The sequence below is a fragment of the Arthrobacter sp. BB-1 genome, from assembly GCF_006151685.1.
Lineage (GTDB): Bacteria > Actinomycetota > Actinomycetes > Actinomycetales > Micrococcaceae > Arthrobacter.
Window position 1 is genome coordinate 83,398 of sequence record NZ_VDEV01000017.1, and the last position, 15,424, is coordinate 98,821.

Consider the following 15,424-nt stretch of genomic DNA (forward strand, 5'->3'; position numbering starts at 1 on the left):
GAAAATTGGGGTTATGCCTGGAGGCTGGCGAGGGAGTCCTTGGCGGCCGCGGCAACTGCTGCTGCGGTGATGCCGAACTCCTGGAAGAGGCGCTTGTAGTCTGCGGAAGCGCCGTAGTGCTCAAGGCTGATGGAACGGCCGGCGTCGCCGACGAATTCCTTCCAGCCAAGGGCCAGTCCTGCCTCAACGGACACGCGTGCCTTGACGGCGGCGGGCAGGACGGATTCGCGGTAGGCGGCGTCCTGCTTGTTGAACCATTCAACACAGGGCATGGACACGACGCGCGCGGCGATGCCTTCGGCCTGCAGGGCTTCGCGGGCCTGCACGGCCAGCTGGACCTCCGAACCGGTGGCGATGAGGATGACGTCGGCCGGGACGGTGGCGCCGTCCTTGGCGGCCTCGGCAAGGACGTACCCGCCCTTGGCGACGCCCGCGACGGAACCGAAGGTATCGCCGTCGGCCTCGCCTTCGCCGCGCTCCCAGGTGGGGATGTTCTGGCGGGTCAGCACGATGCCGGCCGGGTTGCTGTGGTTCTCCAGCATGGTCTTCCAGGCCACGGCAACTTCATTGGCGTCGCCGGGGCGGACCACGTCCAGGCCCACGATGGCGCGCAGCGAGGCGAGCTGTTCCACCGGCTGGTGCGTGGGGCCGTCTTCGCCCAGTCCGATGGAGTCGTGCGTCCAGACGTACAGGGAGGGGACGCCCATCAGCGCGCCGAGGCGGATGGCCGGGCGCTGGTAGTCGCTGAAGATCAGGAACGTGCCGGAGAATGCCCGGGTGCGGCCGTGCAGGCTGATGCCGTTCACGATCGACGCTGCGGCGTGCTCGCGGATGCCGAAGTGCAGGACGCGGCCGTACGGGTTGCCGGACCAGGCGTCAGTCTGCTTGGAGGCGGGAACGAACGACGGCGAGCCCTCGATGGTGGTGTTGTTCGACTCCGCGAGGTCGGCCGAACCGCCCCACAGTTCCGGCAGGACCGGGCCCAGGGCGTTCAGGACCTTGCCGGAGGCGGCGCGGGTGGAGACGTCCTTGCCGGCGGGGAACACCGGGAGGGCCGAGTCCAGGTCCTCGGGAAGTTCCTTGGCCTCGATGCGCTGCAGGAGTGCCGCGCCCTCGGGGTTGGCGGCCTGCCAGGCGTTGAAGGACTCTTCCCACTCCTTGCGGGCAGCGGCACCGCGGTCGACGACGGCGCGGGCGTGGGCGAGGACGTCCTGGTCCACGTCGAAGGACTTGGCGGGATCGAAGCCCAGGACCTCCTTCAGCGCCGCGACTTCCTCCGCACCGAGTGCGGAACCGTGGATCTTGCCGGTGTTCTGCTTCTTGGGGGCGGGGTAGCCGATGATGGTGCGGAGGGAGACGATGGAGGGCTTGGATGTCTCGGCCTTGGCGGCGAGGAGTGCGGAGTAGAGCTCCTGCACGTCCTCCTTGTACTCGCCGGTCTTGGTCCAGTCCACGCGCTGGACATGCCAGCCGTAGGCCTCGTAGCGCTTCAGGACATCCTCGGTGAAGGCGATATCGGTGTCGTCCTCGATCGAGATGTGGTTCTCGTCGTAGACAACAACAAGGTTGCCGAGCTCCTGGTGGCCGGCCAGCGAGGAAGCCTCTGCCGTGACGCCTTCCTGGAGGTCGCCGTCGGACGCGATAACCCAGATGGTGTGGTCGAACGGGCTGGTGCCCGGTGCGGCGTCGGCGTCGAACAGGCCGCGCTGGCGGCGCTGGGAGTAGGCGAACCCAACGGAGGACGCCAGGCCCTGGCCCAGCGGGCCGGTGGTGATCTCGACGCCGGCGGTGTGCTTGTACTCGGGGTGGCCGGGGGTGAGTGAGCCCCAGGTGCGCAGTGCCTCGAGGTCCTTCAGTTCCAGGCCGTAGCCGGAAAGGAACAGCTGGATGTAGAGAGTGAGCGAAGTGTGGCCGGGGGACAGGACGAAGCGGTCGCGCCCCAGCCAGTCAGGGTTGCGGGGATCGTGGCGCATCAGCTTCTGGAAAAGAAGGTACGCGGCCGGCGCCAGGCTCATGGCCGTTCCGGGGTGGCCGTTGCCCACCTTCTCCACCGCATCCGCGGCCAGCACGCGGATGGTGTCCACCGCACGCTGGTCCAGGCTGGTCCAGGACAGTTCTTGCTCTTCCAAATGTGGCACGAAAACCGGGCCCCTCTCTGTGCTGATGGCAGGCGGCACACGGGATCCGTACAAAGGCACGCTGTGTGGCGCCCGCTCGGTGTGTACCAGCCGTTCACCATCGAAACGTTGATCTTTTCACTCAGCCACTGGCCAGTCCGGGAATGCGTTTTCCACTGCTTCCTTGCTGCGTGCTGATCTTGTGACAGCTTAGCTCCATTCCACCCTTTGGGCGGCGTAAATCTCACGTTGTGGACGCAATTTCCGCTTATGTGAATGCCCCTGAAGTGAGGTTGAGTTAATCTGCTCGAATCTGTGCGCGAGCAATCACCAGCACCAAATGGCGGGCCGTTGGGAGGGGGCCGGCGCGGTATGATATTCGGAGGCCAGCGCCGGGTCGGGGAATCAATCCAGCCGCCCGCACTCCCGGCTGTTGCGTGGATCACTCTTCCGCGGGCGCCCGGTTGGGGCGGGGCCGCATGACTAGCTGGACAGCCAGACAGAACTGCCAACAGAACGGGTGACTGCCACCGTGAGCACAACAGATACGCCGCTGAACGCATCCCGGGCCGCACGCCCCGGGATCGCCCGTAAGGCAAAGGCGTATCTCGCCCTCACCAAGCCCCGCGTCATCGAACTGCTCCTGGTGAGCACACTGCCCACCATGATCTATGCCGAACGCGGCTTCCCGTCCATTGGGCTCATCCTTGCCACGCTGGTTGGCGGGGCCTTCGCTGCCGGCAGTGCCGGTTCGTTCAACTGCTACATCGACCGCGACATCGACAAGCTGATGCACCGGACGGAGAACCGCCCCCTGGTCACCGGCGAAGTCAGCCCCCGTGAGGCGTTGGTCTTCTCCTGGCTCCTGGGTGCTGCTGCCATTGCCATCCTCTGGTTCGGCGCCAACCCGCTGTCCGCGTGGCTTGGGCTGGGGGCGATTTTCTTCTACGTGGTGATCTACACGATCATCCTGAAGCGGCGCACCGCCCAGAATATTGTGTGGGGCGGCGCCGCGGGGTGCTTCCCGGTGCTCATTGCCTGGGCGGCCGTCACCAACTCGGTGGAGTGGCCCGCCGTCATCCTCTTTATGGTGATCTTCCTGTGGACGCCGCCGCATTACTGGCCGCTGTCCATGCGCTACGGCGAGGACTACCGCAACGCGAAGGTTCCCATGCTCGGCGCCATCGCCGGTGCAAAGGTGGTCTCCGTGCAGGTTGTCCTCTATGCCTGGGCGATGGTGGCCTGCTCGCTCCTGATGGTTCCCGCGGGCGGTGCCGGCTGGGTCTACACTGCCACCGCCGTCCTGGCTGGAGCCTGGTTCCTTTATGAGTCCCACGCCCTGCACAGCCGGGCGCAGCGCGAGGACATCTCCGACAAACGGGCCATGAAGGTCTTCCACGGCTCCATCAGCTACCTCACGCTGCTCTTCATTGCCCTGGCCGTCGACCCGTTCATCGGGCCCGCCGTCATGGCGGGCTGAGCGGGAATACAGCCCGCGGCTATCCTCGCCTCCCCCCGGCTTTGCCGGGTGGTCCGCCGCCTCCCTCAGGTTCGATTCGTTCCAGCTCCATAGGCAGTTTTGGCGAACCCAGGCGTATGACATTTTTGTCATGTCAGTCACTTTTTGTGTCATTTGAAATGACGGCGCGGTTACTGTGGGACCGATCCTGCCCGCGAGCAAAGGAATATCCATGGCACAGGCGCCCGATCCATCGTCCATCCCGACGGCAGTCCACAGTCCGCCCGCGCCAGGAAGGGGCGGGAGGAAACGCCGCCGCCTGCAGTTCCTGGGCCACCTGGGCGCCGATGTCCCTGCATCACTCGTCGTGTTCCTCGTGGCGCTCCCGCTTTCGCTCGGGATCGCCGCGGCCTCCGGTGCTCCTATCATGGCGGGACTTATTGCCGCCGCCGTTGGCGGCATCGTCGCGGGCAGCCTGGGCGGGTCTCCGCTCCAGGTCAGCGGACCGGCGGCCGGCCTCACCGTCGTGGTGGCCGGGCTGGTCCAGGAGTTCGGCTGGCAGGTGACGTGCGCGATCACCGCGGCGGCCGGCGTCGTGCAGCTGTTGCTGGGAATCAGCCGCGTGGGGCGCGCCGCGCTGGCAGTCTCACCCGTGGTGGTCAAGGCGATGCTGGCAGGCATCGGCGTCACGATCATCCTTCAGCAGATCCACGTAATGCTTGGTGGGCAGCCGGCGGGCTCGGCCCTCGAGAACATCGTGGCCCTGCCGGCAGCCATCACCAGTGTGGAACTGCACGCAGCCCTGCTGGGGCTGGCCGTCGTCGTGATCCTGCTCGGCTGGAAGCACCTCCCGGCGGCGGTGCGCCGTATTCCCGGGCCGCTGGCCGCCGTCGCTGCCGGCACTGCCCTTTCCATCGCCTTCGCCCCCGGCGTGGAGCGCATTTCCTTCGAGGGGTCCCTTGTCGACGCCGTGGCGCTGCCGCAGCTGCCTGAAGGAAACTGGCGCGCCGTTGCCTTCGCCGTCATTTCCATGGCGCTGATCGCCAGCATTGAGTCGCTGCTCTCCGCAGTCGCCGTGGACAAGATGCACAGCGGCCCGCGCACCAACCTGAACCGGGAGCTCGTGGGGCAGGGAGCGGCCAACATTGTTGCGGGGTCGCTGGGCGGGCTGCCCGTGACCGGCGTCATCGTCCGCAGCGCCACCAACGTGGAGGCGGGCGCCGCGACCCGCGCCTCCGCAGTCATGCACGGCATCTGGGTCCTCGCCTTCTCCGCCATCTTCGCCGGACTGATCCAGCTCATCCCGCTGGCCGTCCTTGCGGGGCTCCTTGTGGTGATCGGTGCCCGCCTCATCAAGATTGCGGACATCAGGACCAGCCTCCGAACGGGCGACCTTTTGATCTACTCCGTGACCCTCCTCTGTGTCGTCTTCCTGAACCTGCTCGAGGGCGTCATGATCGGCCTCGCGCTGGCTGCTGCCAGCGTGCTGTGGCGCGTGCTCCGGGCCGCAGTCCACGCACACACACCCGTCTCGCCGGCGGACCCCTGGCGCGTCACCGTGGCAGGGTCCTGCAGCTTCTTCGCCCTGCCGCGGCTCAACCGCGTGCTGCATTCCGTGCCGGGCGGGAAGCACGTTGTGGTGGAGCTGAACGCGGACTACGTTGACCACGCCTTCCGCGAAGCCCTGATCGCCTGGCAGAAGCAGTACCGGGCGGCCGGCGGAACGGTGCGCATTGAAGAACACGGCAACACGCTCTTCCAGGATGCAGCTGACCGCACGCCCAAGCGCCAGGATGCGCGCGAACTTCCGCTCCCGCCCAGGACGTCGTGGCAGTCTGCAGTGCCCGGCCAGGAAGGGGCCGGGGAGCCGGCCCGCGTGCACCCGGGACCGCTGGAACCGCTCCTCCAGGGGATCAGCAAGTACCACCGCCGCTTCGCGGACCAGGTCCAGCCCCTGGTCCAGGATCTGGCGGAGGGCCAGAACCCGGACACCCTGTTCATTGCTTGCGTTGATTCCAGGGTCAACCCCAACCTGATCACCAGCAGCGGCCCGGGCGACCTGCTGACCCTGCGGAACATCGGGAATGTGGTGTGCCACGAGGGCCAGGACGCATCAATCGACTCCGCCCTGTCCTTCGCCGTGAAGGGCCTGAACGTGGACTCGATCGTGATCTGCGGGCACTCCAACTGTGGCGCCATGAAAGCACTGGTCGAGGACGCCAGCGGTCACGGAAACCCTGGACTGGGCGCAGGCTTCGACGCCTGGCTGGACCATGCCCGGCCCAGCTATCGGCACCTGGCGGACCATCCGGTGGCGCTGGAAGCTGCGGCCGCGGGCTACAGCGAGGTGGACCAGTTGGCCATGGTCAACGTTGCCGTCCAGCTGCGGAAGCTGGAATGCCATCCGGCGGTTGGCCCCGGACTCGCTGCCGGCAGCGTTCAGGCCACGGGGCTGTTCTACGACATTGCCACGGCCAGGGTGCTGTTGGTGGAGCCCACCGGCATCCGGTTCCTGGACCCTGCGCAGGCTGCCGCCCGCCAGGCCGCCGCGCGCAAGTTGGCCCAGCCCGCCCGCCACTCCGACCCGGCGTGCGCCGGGTGATAGGGCGGCATCGGACCCGGCGCACAAGCGCCCCCCGTGCGGTATCACATTGGACTGTTTCCGTCAGGCATCGCCTGCGGAGTCCCGGCGAGGGTTCCTTTTCGCGGTGGGCGGGCGGCCCTGACCAACAGCACGACGGCGGCGATCGCCCAGAATGCCGCGCCCCAGGCCAGGGACGGGACCAGGAGCGCGAGGCCTGATCCAGTGCCGGAGGCCGCCATGAAGGAGAGGACGAAGGCAGCCGCCGAGAGGGGTGCATGCATCATCATCGCCAGGGGAAGGCTCCGGGTATGGTCGTAGACCCACACCATCAGCACCCTGTACGGAGGAAGCCACGCGAAAAGGTACACGGCCACTACCAGGGCGGCGGGTACGGCTCCCGATGGGTCTGCGCTCCCGGCGAACATGGGGTAATGCCAGGCGCCCCACAGCATGCCCATGATGAGCCCCGTGGCGAGGACGCCGTACCGCCGCCGAAGCTGCGGCAGTGCAAAGCCCGTCCAGCCGAGCTCTTCCAGGCTGCCGACCGCGATTCCCACCACCACCCCGGCCAGCACGATAAAGGCCAGCTCCCCGGGCGTGGCGAAGCCCGGGTAGAAACCCGGGAACGCCCATGTGACAGCAGCCGCGGTCGCCGCCATGACAACGGGCCCGGCCAGGAGCGCGACCGCATACCAGCGTGCACCGGCCGGCCAGGTACGGAGACGGATTCCGAGCTGCCGCAGGCCTGCTTTTCCGTGCAGGAGCCAGGTGAGGAGGACGCATGCGGCCGCCGGGCCAAGCGGGCCCGCCGTCACCGCGACCCCCGTCGGTACCGGCCCAACACCCTGGATGGCAGCTATCCCACCCCAGGAGATTGCGAAGGTCAGCAGATAGTAGGCGGGCACGGGATGCCGCCTGATGGCCGCGGTGAACCCCTTCCCGCTCCCTGCGGGTACGCCCGGCACCGGGACTCCAGGCTGTGGCTGGCCAACCATCGCGCATCCTCCCGCCCCTCGGCCCTTGGAGCCGCCGTCGGCCCCACGGAGCAAGCCAAAGTGTTTCCAAACCCAGCCTGCCTGGGCGGGGGCCGGGAAGGTAGAGGCGTTGGTCACAGGCTGCAGCGGCCGGGTCGCTGCAGCGGGCTATTCCACCGGACTTGCTTTTGCGAGGTCCCAGGCGTTCGTTGCGGCAACCATCAGCAGCGCGGCCCCGAGCATGTGGGCGGCCACCAGCAGCGCCGGGATGCCGTTGTAGTACTGGGTGAAGCCGATGACGGCCTGGAGGACCGTCACGGCGAGGAGTCCCAGGACGGCGGCGCGGAAGGGGCCCCGGATGCGTCGGAGGACCACCAGCGCCAGGGCAACAAGGGTTCCTGCAGTTACCAGGTACGCGGGCACGGCATGGATGTGGGAGAACAGATCCCAGTCCAGGCCGTTGCGGGGAGCGTCGGCGTCGCCTGCATGCGGGCCGGCTCCGGTCACCACGACGCCCAGCATGACGGCGAGGGCAGAGAAAAGCGCGACGGCGGCCGTCACAGGGCGCATGACTCCCGGAAGGGCCGGGTGGCGTACGGCCAGGAACCGTCCCGCACGCCCGTGGGCACGGTTCACCAGCAGCGTGGCGAACACCACCAGTGCCATGGATACCAGGAAGTGCAGGCCGACGACCCACGGGTTGAGGTTGGTGAGGACGGTGATGCCGCCGATCACGGCCTGGGCGGGGATGCTCGCAAGGAGGCCCAGCGCCAGCAGGAAGAGGTCGCGCCGCTCCTTGCGGAGGTTCCACAGGTACACCAGCATCAGGGCGGCGACGGCGGCCAGGGCGAACGTGAGGAGGCGGTTGCCGAATTCGATGAAGCCGTGGATGCCCATCTCCGGAGTATTCACCAGTGAGCTGTCCGTGCAGCGGGGCCAGGTGGGGCAGCCCAGCCCGGACGAGGTCAGCCGTACGGCTCCACCGGTGACCACCAGCAGGGTCTGCCCGATCAGGGAGGCTACAGCCAGGCGGCGGACGCTGGCGTCCACCGTTCGGGGCAGCCGGGAGGCCAGGCGGCCGGCGAACTCAGGGAGGCGGGAGGCGGTGCTCACGAATATCTCAATTCCACTTGAACCAACGGATTGCTGCTGCCCCGGCAGTAACTGTCCAGAGCACCAGTATGAGGGTGGCGGCGCCGTTCAGCGCGCCGTGCAGGAAGGCGTCCCGCAGGGCTTCGCCCAGTGCGCCCGAGGGCAAGTATCCGACGATCTGCTGGGCCCCGGCGGGCAGCTTTTCCGCCGGAATCACGATTCCGCCCAAGGCCCCCAGGAGGATCCAGAGCAGGTTGGTGATGGCCAGGGTGGCCTCCGGCCGGACGGTTCCGGCCACCAGGAGGCCCAGGGCAGTAAAAGCTGCCGCCCCCAGCGCAAGGAGCAGGAGCCCGGGAACCCAGCCAGCCGCCGTCGGCCGCCATCCCAGGGCCATTCCAACAATGGCCACCACGGCAACCTGCAGGCACAGCACCGCCAGGACGGAAAGCACCTTTCCTGCGATCAGCCCACCGCGGCCCAGCGGCGTGGTGGAGAGGAAGCGGAGCACGCCATAGCGCCGGTCGAAACCGGTGGCGATGCCCTGGCCGGTAAAGGCCGTGGACATGGCGCAGAGGGCGAGGATTCCGGGCACTGCCACGTCGATGCGGCTGGGCCCCAGCCCGTCCAGGAAAGGTGTCACCGTCAGGCCAACAAGCGCCAGCAGCGGCAGCACCACGGCAAGGATCAGCTGCTCGCCATTGCGCAGCATTGCCAGCGCCTCGTACTTGCCCTGCAGCAGGATGCGCCGCGCCAGGGGAGCGGGACCGTGGCCGCCGGGAGCTCCGGCGCCGGGGCCGGGAGCGGTACCTGCGGCACCCGTGGAGGTCCCGTTCATCGGAGGTCCTTTCCCGAAATGTCCAGAAAAACGTCTTCAAGGCTACGCGCCTGCAGGGTCATGAAGGCGGGCATGATGTCGTGGACGGCCCACCACTCAGCCAAGTCCGCAAGGTGGCGCGGGGTCAGCGTACCGGTGGCCGTGTAGCTGCCCGCCCGTTCCTCGGAGATGACGACGTCGGGGGGCAGCACGCCGGACAGGTCCAGGCCCGGCTTCGCCTCGAAGGTAAGGGTCCGCACGTGGTCGGCGCCCGCCTCCACGGCGGGTCCGCGCTGGAGGAGTTCCTGGACTGTCCCCTCGGCGACGTTCCGGCCGCCGTCGATGATGTAGACATAGTCCGCCAGCCGCTGGGCGTCGTCCATCAGGTGCGTGGTGAGGATGATTCCCATGCCTGAATCCCGGAGCTCGCCGATCAGCTCGAACACCAGTTGGCGGGACTGCGGATCCAGCCCGGCGCTGGGCTCGTCGAGGAACAGGACTTCCGGCCGGCCGATCAGTGCAGCCGCTAGGGCAAGGCGCTGTTTCTGGCCGCCTGAAAGCCGCCGGACGGTGGTGCGGCCGAAAGCGCCGATCCCCAGCCGCTCAACCAGGTCCTCGACGGGCCAGGGGTGCACGTAGAGTCCTGCGACATGCCGCAGCAGCGGGAGGGGCCTGGCCGACGGCGGGAGGCCGCCGTCCTGGAGCATCACACCTACGCGGGAACGCAGGTCCGCCCCTGCCGAGGCCGGATCCTGGCCCAGCAGGGAAATGCTGCCGCCGCTGCGCTTCTGCAGGCCCTGGGCGCATTCGAGGGTTGTGGTTTTGCCGGCGCCGTTGGCGCCCAGCAGTGCCGTGACCTGCCCGCGCTCGGCAACGAGCGAGATGCCGCCCACCACCCGGAGCATTTTGCCGTCCAGGCTGGAAAGCGGGCCTACATCCTTTATGAGCCCATTGATGGACAGGACAGGGGATTGGGGCGATCGCACCCCAGTATTCTACGGGAAGTAGTACTGCCGGCAGTCCCCGCCCGCTGCTCAGGTCAGCCTGTCCTTACTGGAACGTGGGACTAAATTACGACACTATTGTGTTGTGTATTCCATGACCAACGCTACTGCTGTGCCTGTTGCCCGGCACGGGGCTTCCGCTGTCACCGCGGAACGTGGCGTCATGCCCGCAGGTCCGGTGGCTGACGCCGATGAGCGCACCCGCGACCGCGTCCTCGCCGCCGTCCTGGAACACGGGCCGGTCAGCGCCGCTGAACTGGGCGACCTGCTCGGCTTCACGCCTGCGGCAGTCCGCCGGCACCTGGACCATCTGTCCCGCGCGGGCGTTATCGAAGTCAAGCGGGTGGCCAAGTCGGGGGCAGGCGCAGGCCGTCCGGCACGGCGTTACGTCCTCAGCTCCCAAGGCCAGTCGAGCCTTGGCGATGACTACCTTGATATCGCCGCGTTGGCACTCCAGCAGCTCCAGAAAATGGCGGGCCCGGACGCAGTGCGCGCCTTCGCCGTCGAGCGTTTTGCCGACATGGAGCGCCGGTACGCGCCCGAGATCGAGAAGGCCGGCCCGGACATCACTGACCGGGCCAAAGCGTTGGCGGATGCCCTGAGTCGTGACAACTTCGTGGCGTCGGCAGCCTCCATCGAGGCCAAGGCTCCGCTCCCGGCCGCCCTTTCCAGCGTCCAGCTGTGCCAGGGCCACTGCCCCATCCAGCAGCTCGCCGCCCGGTTCCCCGTGTTCTGCGACGTGGAGACCGAAGTCTTCTCCCGGCTGGTGGGCGTGGACGTGCGGCGGCTTTCCACCCTTGCCCGCGGCGGGCACGTCTGCACCACCCACATTCCCACAGGCCGGCTGTCTGCCGGAGGGCCTAAACCGCTCCCGGCAGCCCCCGCCAGCCTGAATGAAGTAAACAACCATCAGCAAGAAAGGCCGTGATGACGGACCAACTATCAGAGAAAGCAGTAGCCGAAAACACTGTGATCTCGGAGATTCTGGAAAAGAATCCCGAGCTCCACGGCATCGGCAACTACGAGTACGGATGGGCTGACAAGAACGACGTCGGCGCCAACGCACGCCGTGGGCTCAACGAAGAAGTGGTCCGGGACATTTCGGCCAAGAAGAGCGAGCCGGAATGGATGCTCGACCTGCGCCTCAAGGGCCTGAAGTACTTCGACCGCAAGCCCATGCCCACGTGGGGTGCGGACCTCTCCGGCATCGACTTCGACAACATCAAGTACTTTGTCCGTTCCACGGAGAAGCAGGCCACCTCGTGGGACGACCTTCCTGAGGACATCAAGAACACCTACGACAAGCTGGGTATCCCGGAGGCCGAAAAGCAGCGCCTGGTTTCCGGCGTCGCCGCCCAGTACGAGTCCGAGGTTGTCTACCACCAGCTCCGCGAGGACCTCGAGCGGCAGGGTGTCATCTTCCTGGACACCGACACCGCGCTGAAGGAACACCCGGAGATCTTCCAGGAGTATTTCGGCACGGTCATCCCCGTGGGCGACAACAAGTTCGCGTCGCTGAACACCTCCGTATGGTCCGGCGGTTCCTTCGTCTACGTCCCCAAGGGCGTCCACGTGGACATCCCGCTGCAGGCATACTTCCGCATTAACACGGAAAACATGGGCCAGTTCGAGCGGACCCTGATCATTGCCGACGAGGACTCCTACGTCCACTACATCGAGGGCTGCACCGCGCCCATCTACACCTCGGACTCGCTGCACTCCGCCGTGGTGGAGATCATCGTGAAGAAGGGCGCCCGCGTCCGGTACACCACCATCCAGAACTGGTCCAACAACGTGTACAACCTGGTGACCAAGCGTGCCATCTGCGAAGAGGGCGCCACCATGGAATGGGTCGACGGCAACATCGGCTCCAAGGTCACCATGAAGTACCCGGCCGTCTACCTCGTCGGCGAGCACGCCAAGGGCGAGACCCTGTCCATCGCGTTCGCCGGCGAAGGCCAGCACCAGGACACCGGCTCCAAGATGGTGCACATCGCGCCGAACACCAAGAGCTCCATCATCTCCAAGTCGGTGGCCCGCGGCGGCGGACGCGCTGCGTACCGCGGCCTGGTCCAGGTCCGCGAAGGCGCCAAGCACTCGGCCAACACCGTCCGCTGCGACGCGCTGCTCGTTGACACGATCAGCCGTTCGGACACCTACCCGTACATCGACATCCGCGAGGACGATGTCGTGATGGGCCACGAGGCAACTGTTTCCCGGGTCAGCGAAGAGCAGCTCTTCTACCTGATGTCCCGCGGCATGCGCGAAGACGAAGCCATGGCGATGATCGTCCGCGGCTTCATCGAGCCGATTGCCCGCGAGCTCCCCATGGAGTATGCACTTGAGCTGAACCGCCTGATTGAACTGCAGATGGAAGGGTCCGTCGGATAACGATGACTGAAATCACTACTGAAAAGGCACGCATCGGCGCGCCCTCAGCCCAGCCGTTCATCGACGGCTTCACCGAGGAAGGCGAGAGCCTTTCGCCCATCAACGCGGCAGGCTCCAAGGCTCCGCTCGCCGGCGAAGCGGTCAAGAGCCACTCGCACGGTGGCGGTGTTGGTGTTCCGGACAGCTCACGCGCAGGCCGCCTGACGTCCTACAAGCTTGCCGACTTCAAGCCGCTCACCGGCATGGAGGAGGACTGGCGCTTCACGCCGCTGAAGCGGCTCCGCGGACTTCACTCCGAGGTCCTCGCCGGCGCCGCGCCCACCGTGGTTGTCACCGGCCCGGAAGAGGTCACCGTTGAGAGCGTCGGCCGTGACGACCACCGCATCGGCACCGCCGGCATCCCCGAGGACCGGGTGTCCGCCAACGCCTGGGAGAACTTCGCCGGCGCCACGGTGGTGACCATCCCGTCCGAGTTCGAGGCGACGTCGGAGGTCACTGTTGACATCGAGGGCACGTCCCTCGAGGCCGCCGCGCAGCACCTGTTGATTGTCGCGGAAAAGTTCTCCAAGGCCGTTGTTGTCCTGAACCACAGGGGTTCGGCCGTTGTTTCGGAGAACGTCGAGATCATCGTGGAAGACGGCGCCAGCCTGACCGTTATCACGCTCCAGGAATGGAACGACGACGCCGTCCACGCCTCCTCCCAGCAGGCGAAAATCGGCCGTGACGCCAAGCTCAAGCACGTCATGGTGAGCCTCGGCGGCGACCTTGTCCGCGTCACGCCGTCGGCCCGCTTCACCGCCCCCGGCGGCGAGGCGGAGCTGTTTGGACTGTACTTCGCCGACGCCGGCCAGCACCTGGAGCAGCGACTGTTCGTTGACCACGCCGTGGCCAACTGCAAGTCCAACGTGCTGTACAAGGGCGCACTGCAGGGCCGGAACGCCCACGCCGTCTGGGTTGGCGACGTCCTGATCCGCAAGGAAGCCGAAGGCACCGACACCTACGAGGCCAACCGCAACCTGCTGCTGACCGACGGCGCCCGCGCCGACTCCGTGCCCAACCTCGAAATCGAGACCGGCCTGATCGAGGGTGCCGGCCACGCCAGCGCCACCGGCCGCATGGATGATGAGCACCTGTTCTACCTGATGGCACGCGGCATCCCCGAGGACGTTGCCCGCCGCCTGGTGGTCCGCGGCTTCCTGAACGAGATCATCCAGCAGATCAAGGTCCCCTCCATTGAGGAGCGGCTGACCGAGGCTGTTGAGCGCGAGCTCGCCCTGACGGACAACTAGGAAGCACGGAGCACGGGTTAACAGATGACTGACCAGCCAAAGGGCGAGCTTGTCTGCAAGGTGGATGAAATCCAGCTGAAGCAGGCGCTGCGGATCCTGATCGACGACTACCCTGTGGCCATCGTCAAGGACTCCATGGGGGAGATCCACGCCATCGGCGACACCTGCTCGCATGCGGACATTTCGCTGTCCGAGGGCGAGGTGGAGGGCTGCGCCATCGAGTGCTGGGGCCATGGGTCCCAGTTCGACCTGCGCAGCGGCCAGCCGCTGCAGCTGCCGGCCTACGATCCCGTCCCGGTGTTCGCCGTCGACATCCGCGGGGACGAGGTCTACGTGGACGTCACCAACGTCCTCAACGGCGCCGAAGCTCCAAACTTCAGCTAGCACCACAGAATTACGAACCAACTTCCAGACAGAGAGCGCACCGCGGCCGGCAGGCACGGTGCAGAGGAGAACAAGACACATGTCTACTCTTGAGATCAAGGACCTGCACGTCAGCATTGAGACGGAGCAGGGAACCAAGGAAATCCTGAAGGGCGTCAGCCTGACCATCCGGACCGGCGAGACCCACGCCATCATGGGCCCCAACGGCTCCGGCAAGTCCACGCTGGCCTCCACCATCGCTGGCCACCCCCGCTACAACGTCACCAGCGGCTCCATCACCCTGGACGGCGAAGACGTCCTGGAGATGAGCGTTGACGAGCGCGCCCGTGCCGGCGTCTTCCTGGCCATGCAGTACCCGGTGGAGGTCCCCGGCGTCAGCATGACCAACTTCCTCCGCACCGCCAAGACCGCCATCGACGGCGAAGCACCCAAGCTCCGCACCTGGACCAAGGACGTCAAGGCTGCCATGGAGCAGCTGCGGATCGACGCCGACTTTGCCCAGCGCAACGTGAACGAAGGCTTCTCCGGCGGCGAGAAGAAGCGCGTGGAAATCCTGCAGCTGGAACTCTTCAAGCCCAAGTTCGCCGTCCTGGACGAGACCGACTCCGGCCTGGACGTTGACGCGCTGAAGGTTGTCTCCGAGGGCGTCAACCGCGCCCACGCCGAGGGCAAGATGGGCACGCTGCTCATCACGCACTACACGCGCATCCTGCGCTACATCAAGCCTGACTTCGTCCACGTGTTCGTGGACGGCCAGGTTGTGGAAGAAGGCGGCCCGGAGCTGGCCGACCGCCTGGAAGAAGAAGGCTACGACCGCTACGCCAAGGGCGCCGGCGCAGCCACCATCGCGGCCCCCGCCCCAGCACAGGCCTAGTAAAGGACACCTGCCATGACCGAAATCAACGCGGCACGCACGAGCCTTGAGGACGTCGAAGAGGCGCTCAAGGACGTCATCGATCCTGAGCTCGGCGTCAACGTGGTGGACCTCGGGCTGTTGTACGGCCTGAAGTACTCCGACGACGACGGCGCGCTGCTGATCGACATGACCCTGACCACGGCCGCCTGCCCGCTCACCGATGTCCTGGAGGAGCAGGTGGGCAAGGCCCTCGATGGCGTTGTGGACGAATGGCGCCTCAACTGGGTATGGATGCCGCCATGGGGTCCCGAGCGGATCACCGACGACGGCAAGGACCAGATGCGGGCCCTCGGCTTCAACATCTAAGAGTCAAAAAAGTACGACGACGGCCGCTCACCTTCTTGAGTTTTAGCGGTCGTTGCAACACCCATAGATTTTGGGAGTTGCAACGACCGTGCCT

General features: G+C 66.6%; 13 protein-coding genes. 8 read left to right on the forward strand and 5 right to left on the reverse strand.

What is annotated here, in order from left to right; genetic code table 11:
* Positions 1-11: 11 nt before the first annotated feature.
* Complete coding sequence (tkt, locus tag FHJ30_RS09850) at positions 12-2,129, reverse strand: transketolase (RefSeq protein ID WP_139029132.1); 2,118 nt, start codon at positions 2,127-2,129, stop codon at positions 12-14.
* A 508-nt stretch (positions 2,130-2,637) separates the two neighbouring features.
* On the opposite strand from tkt, the gene FHJ30_RS09855 reads away from it, so the two are divergent.
* A complete protein-coding gene (locus tag FHJ30_RS09855; RefSeq protein WP_139029117.1) occupies positions 2,638-3,597 on the forward strand; it encodes a heme o synthase in 960 nt (319 codons plus the stop codon).
* A gap of 211 nt (positions 3,598-3,808) precedes the next feature.
* A complete protein-coding gene (locus FHJ30_RS09860; RefSeq protein ID WP_139029118.1) occupies positions 3,809-6,178 on the forward strand; it encodes a bifunctional SulP family inorganic anion transporter/carbonic anhydrase in 2,370 nt (789 codons plus the stop codon).
* A gap of 44 nt (positions 6,179-6,222) precedes the next feature.
* On the opposite strand, the gene FHJ30_RS09865 is transcribed toward FHJ30_RS09860, so the two are convergent.
* The 4 genes from FHJ30_RS09865 to FHJ30_RS09880 form a co-directional block, all read right to left on the reverse strand.
* Complete coding sequence (locus tag FHJ30_RS09865; protein ID WP_171058979.1) at positions 6,223-7,065, reverse strand: CPBP family intramembrane glutamic endopeptidase; 843 nt, start codon at positions 7,063-7,065, stop codon at positions 6,223-6,225.
* 237 nt (positions 7,066-7,302) lie between these two features.
* On the reverse strand, positions 7,303-8,247 hold the full coding sequence (locus FHJ30_RS09870; protein WP_139029120.1) for a heme A synthase: 945 nt from the start codon (positions 8,245-8,247) through the stop codon (positions 7,303-7,305).
* 7 nt (positions 8,248-8,254) lie between these two features.
* A complete protein-coding gene (locus tag FHJ30_RS09875) occupies positions 8,255-9,061 on the reverse strand; it encodes an ABC transporter permease (RefSeq protein WP_240793659.1) in 807 nt (268 codons plus the stop codon).
* Positions 9,058-10,026: an ABC transporter ATP-binding protein gene (locus FHJ30_RS09880; protein ID WP_139029121.1), complete on the reverse strand. Its 969-nt coding sequence runs from the start codon at positions 10,024-10,026 to the stop codon at positions 9,058-9,060. The genes FHJ30_RS09875 and FHJ30_RS09880 overlap by 4 nt, the downstream gene beginning before the upstream one ends.
* A gap of 103 nt (positions 10,027-10,129) precedes the next feature.
* Between FHJ30_RS09880 and FHJ30_RS09885 the strand changes: the two genes are divergently transcribed.
* From FHJ30_RS09885 to FHJ30_RS09910, 6 genes are all read left to right on the forward strand, one after another.
* Complete coding sequence (locus FHJ30_RS09885; RefSeq protein ID WP_370633182.1) at positions 10,130-10,972, forward strand: helix-turn-helix transcriptional regulator; 843 nt, start codon at positions 10,130-10,132, stop codon at positions 10,970-10,972.
* Positions 10,972-12,435, forward strand: coding sequence for a Fe-S cluster assembly protein SufB (gene sufB, locus FHJ30_RS09890; RefSeq protein ID WP_013600910.1), 1,464 nt, complete (start codon positions 10,972-10,974; stop codon positions 12,433-12,435). The genes FHJ30_RS09885 and sufB overlap by 1 nt, the downstream gene beginning before the upstream one ends.
* Before the next feature lie 2 nt (positions 12,436-12,437).
* Complete coding sequence (gene sufD / locus FHJ30_RS09895) at positions 12,438-13,724, forward strand: Fe-S cluster assembly protein SufD (RefSeq protein ID WP_139029123.1); 1,287 nt, start codon at positions 12,438-12,440, stop codon at positions 13,722-13,724.
* Between the two features lie 24 nt (positions 13,725-13,748).
* Complete coding sequence (locus FHJ30_RS09900; RefSeq protein ID WP_013600912.1) at positions 13,749-14,108, forward strand: non-heme iron oxygenase ferredoxin subunit; 360 nt, start codon at positions 13,749-13,751, stop codon at positions 14,106-14,108.
* 79 nt (positions 14,109-14,187) lie between these two features.
* Entirely contained in the window at positions 14,188-14,982 is a 795-nt protein-coding gene (gene sufC, locus FHJ30_RS09905; protein ID WP_139029124.1) for a Fe-S cluster assembly ATPase SufC, read from the forward strand.
* Positions 14,983-14,997: 15 nt separating this feature from the next.
* Positions 14,998-15,330 carry a metal-sulfur cluster assembly factor gene (locus FHJ30_RS09910; protein WP_139029125.1) on the forward strand — a complete coding sequence of 111 codons (333 nt, stop codon included), beginning with the start codon at positions 14,998-15,000 and terminating at the stop codon, positions 15,328-15,330.
* Positions 15,331-15,424 lie beyond the last annotated feature (94 nt).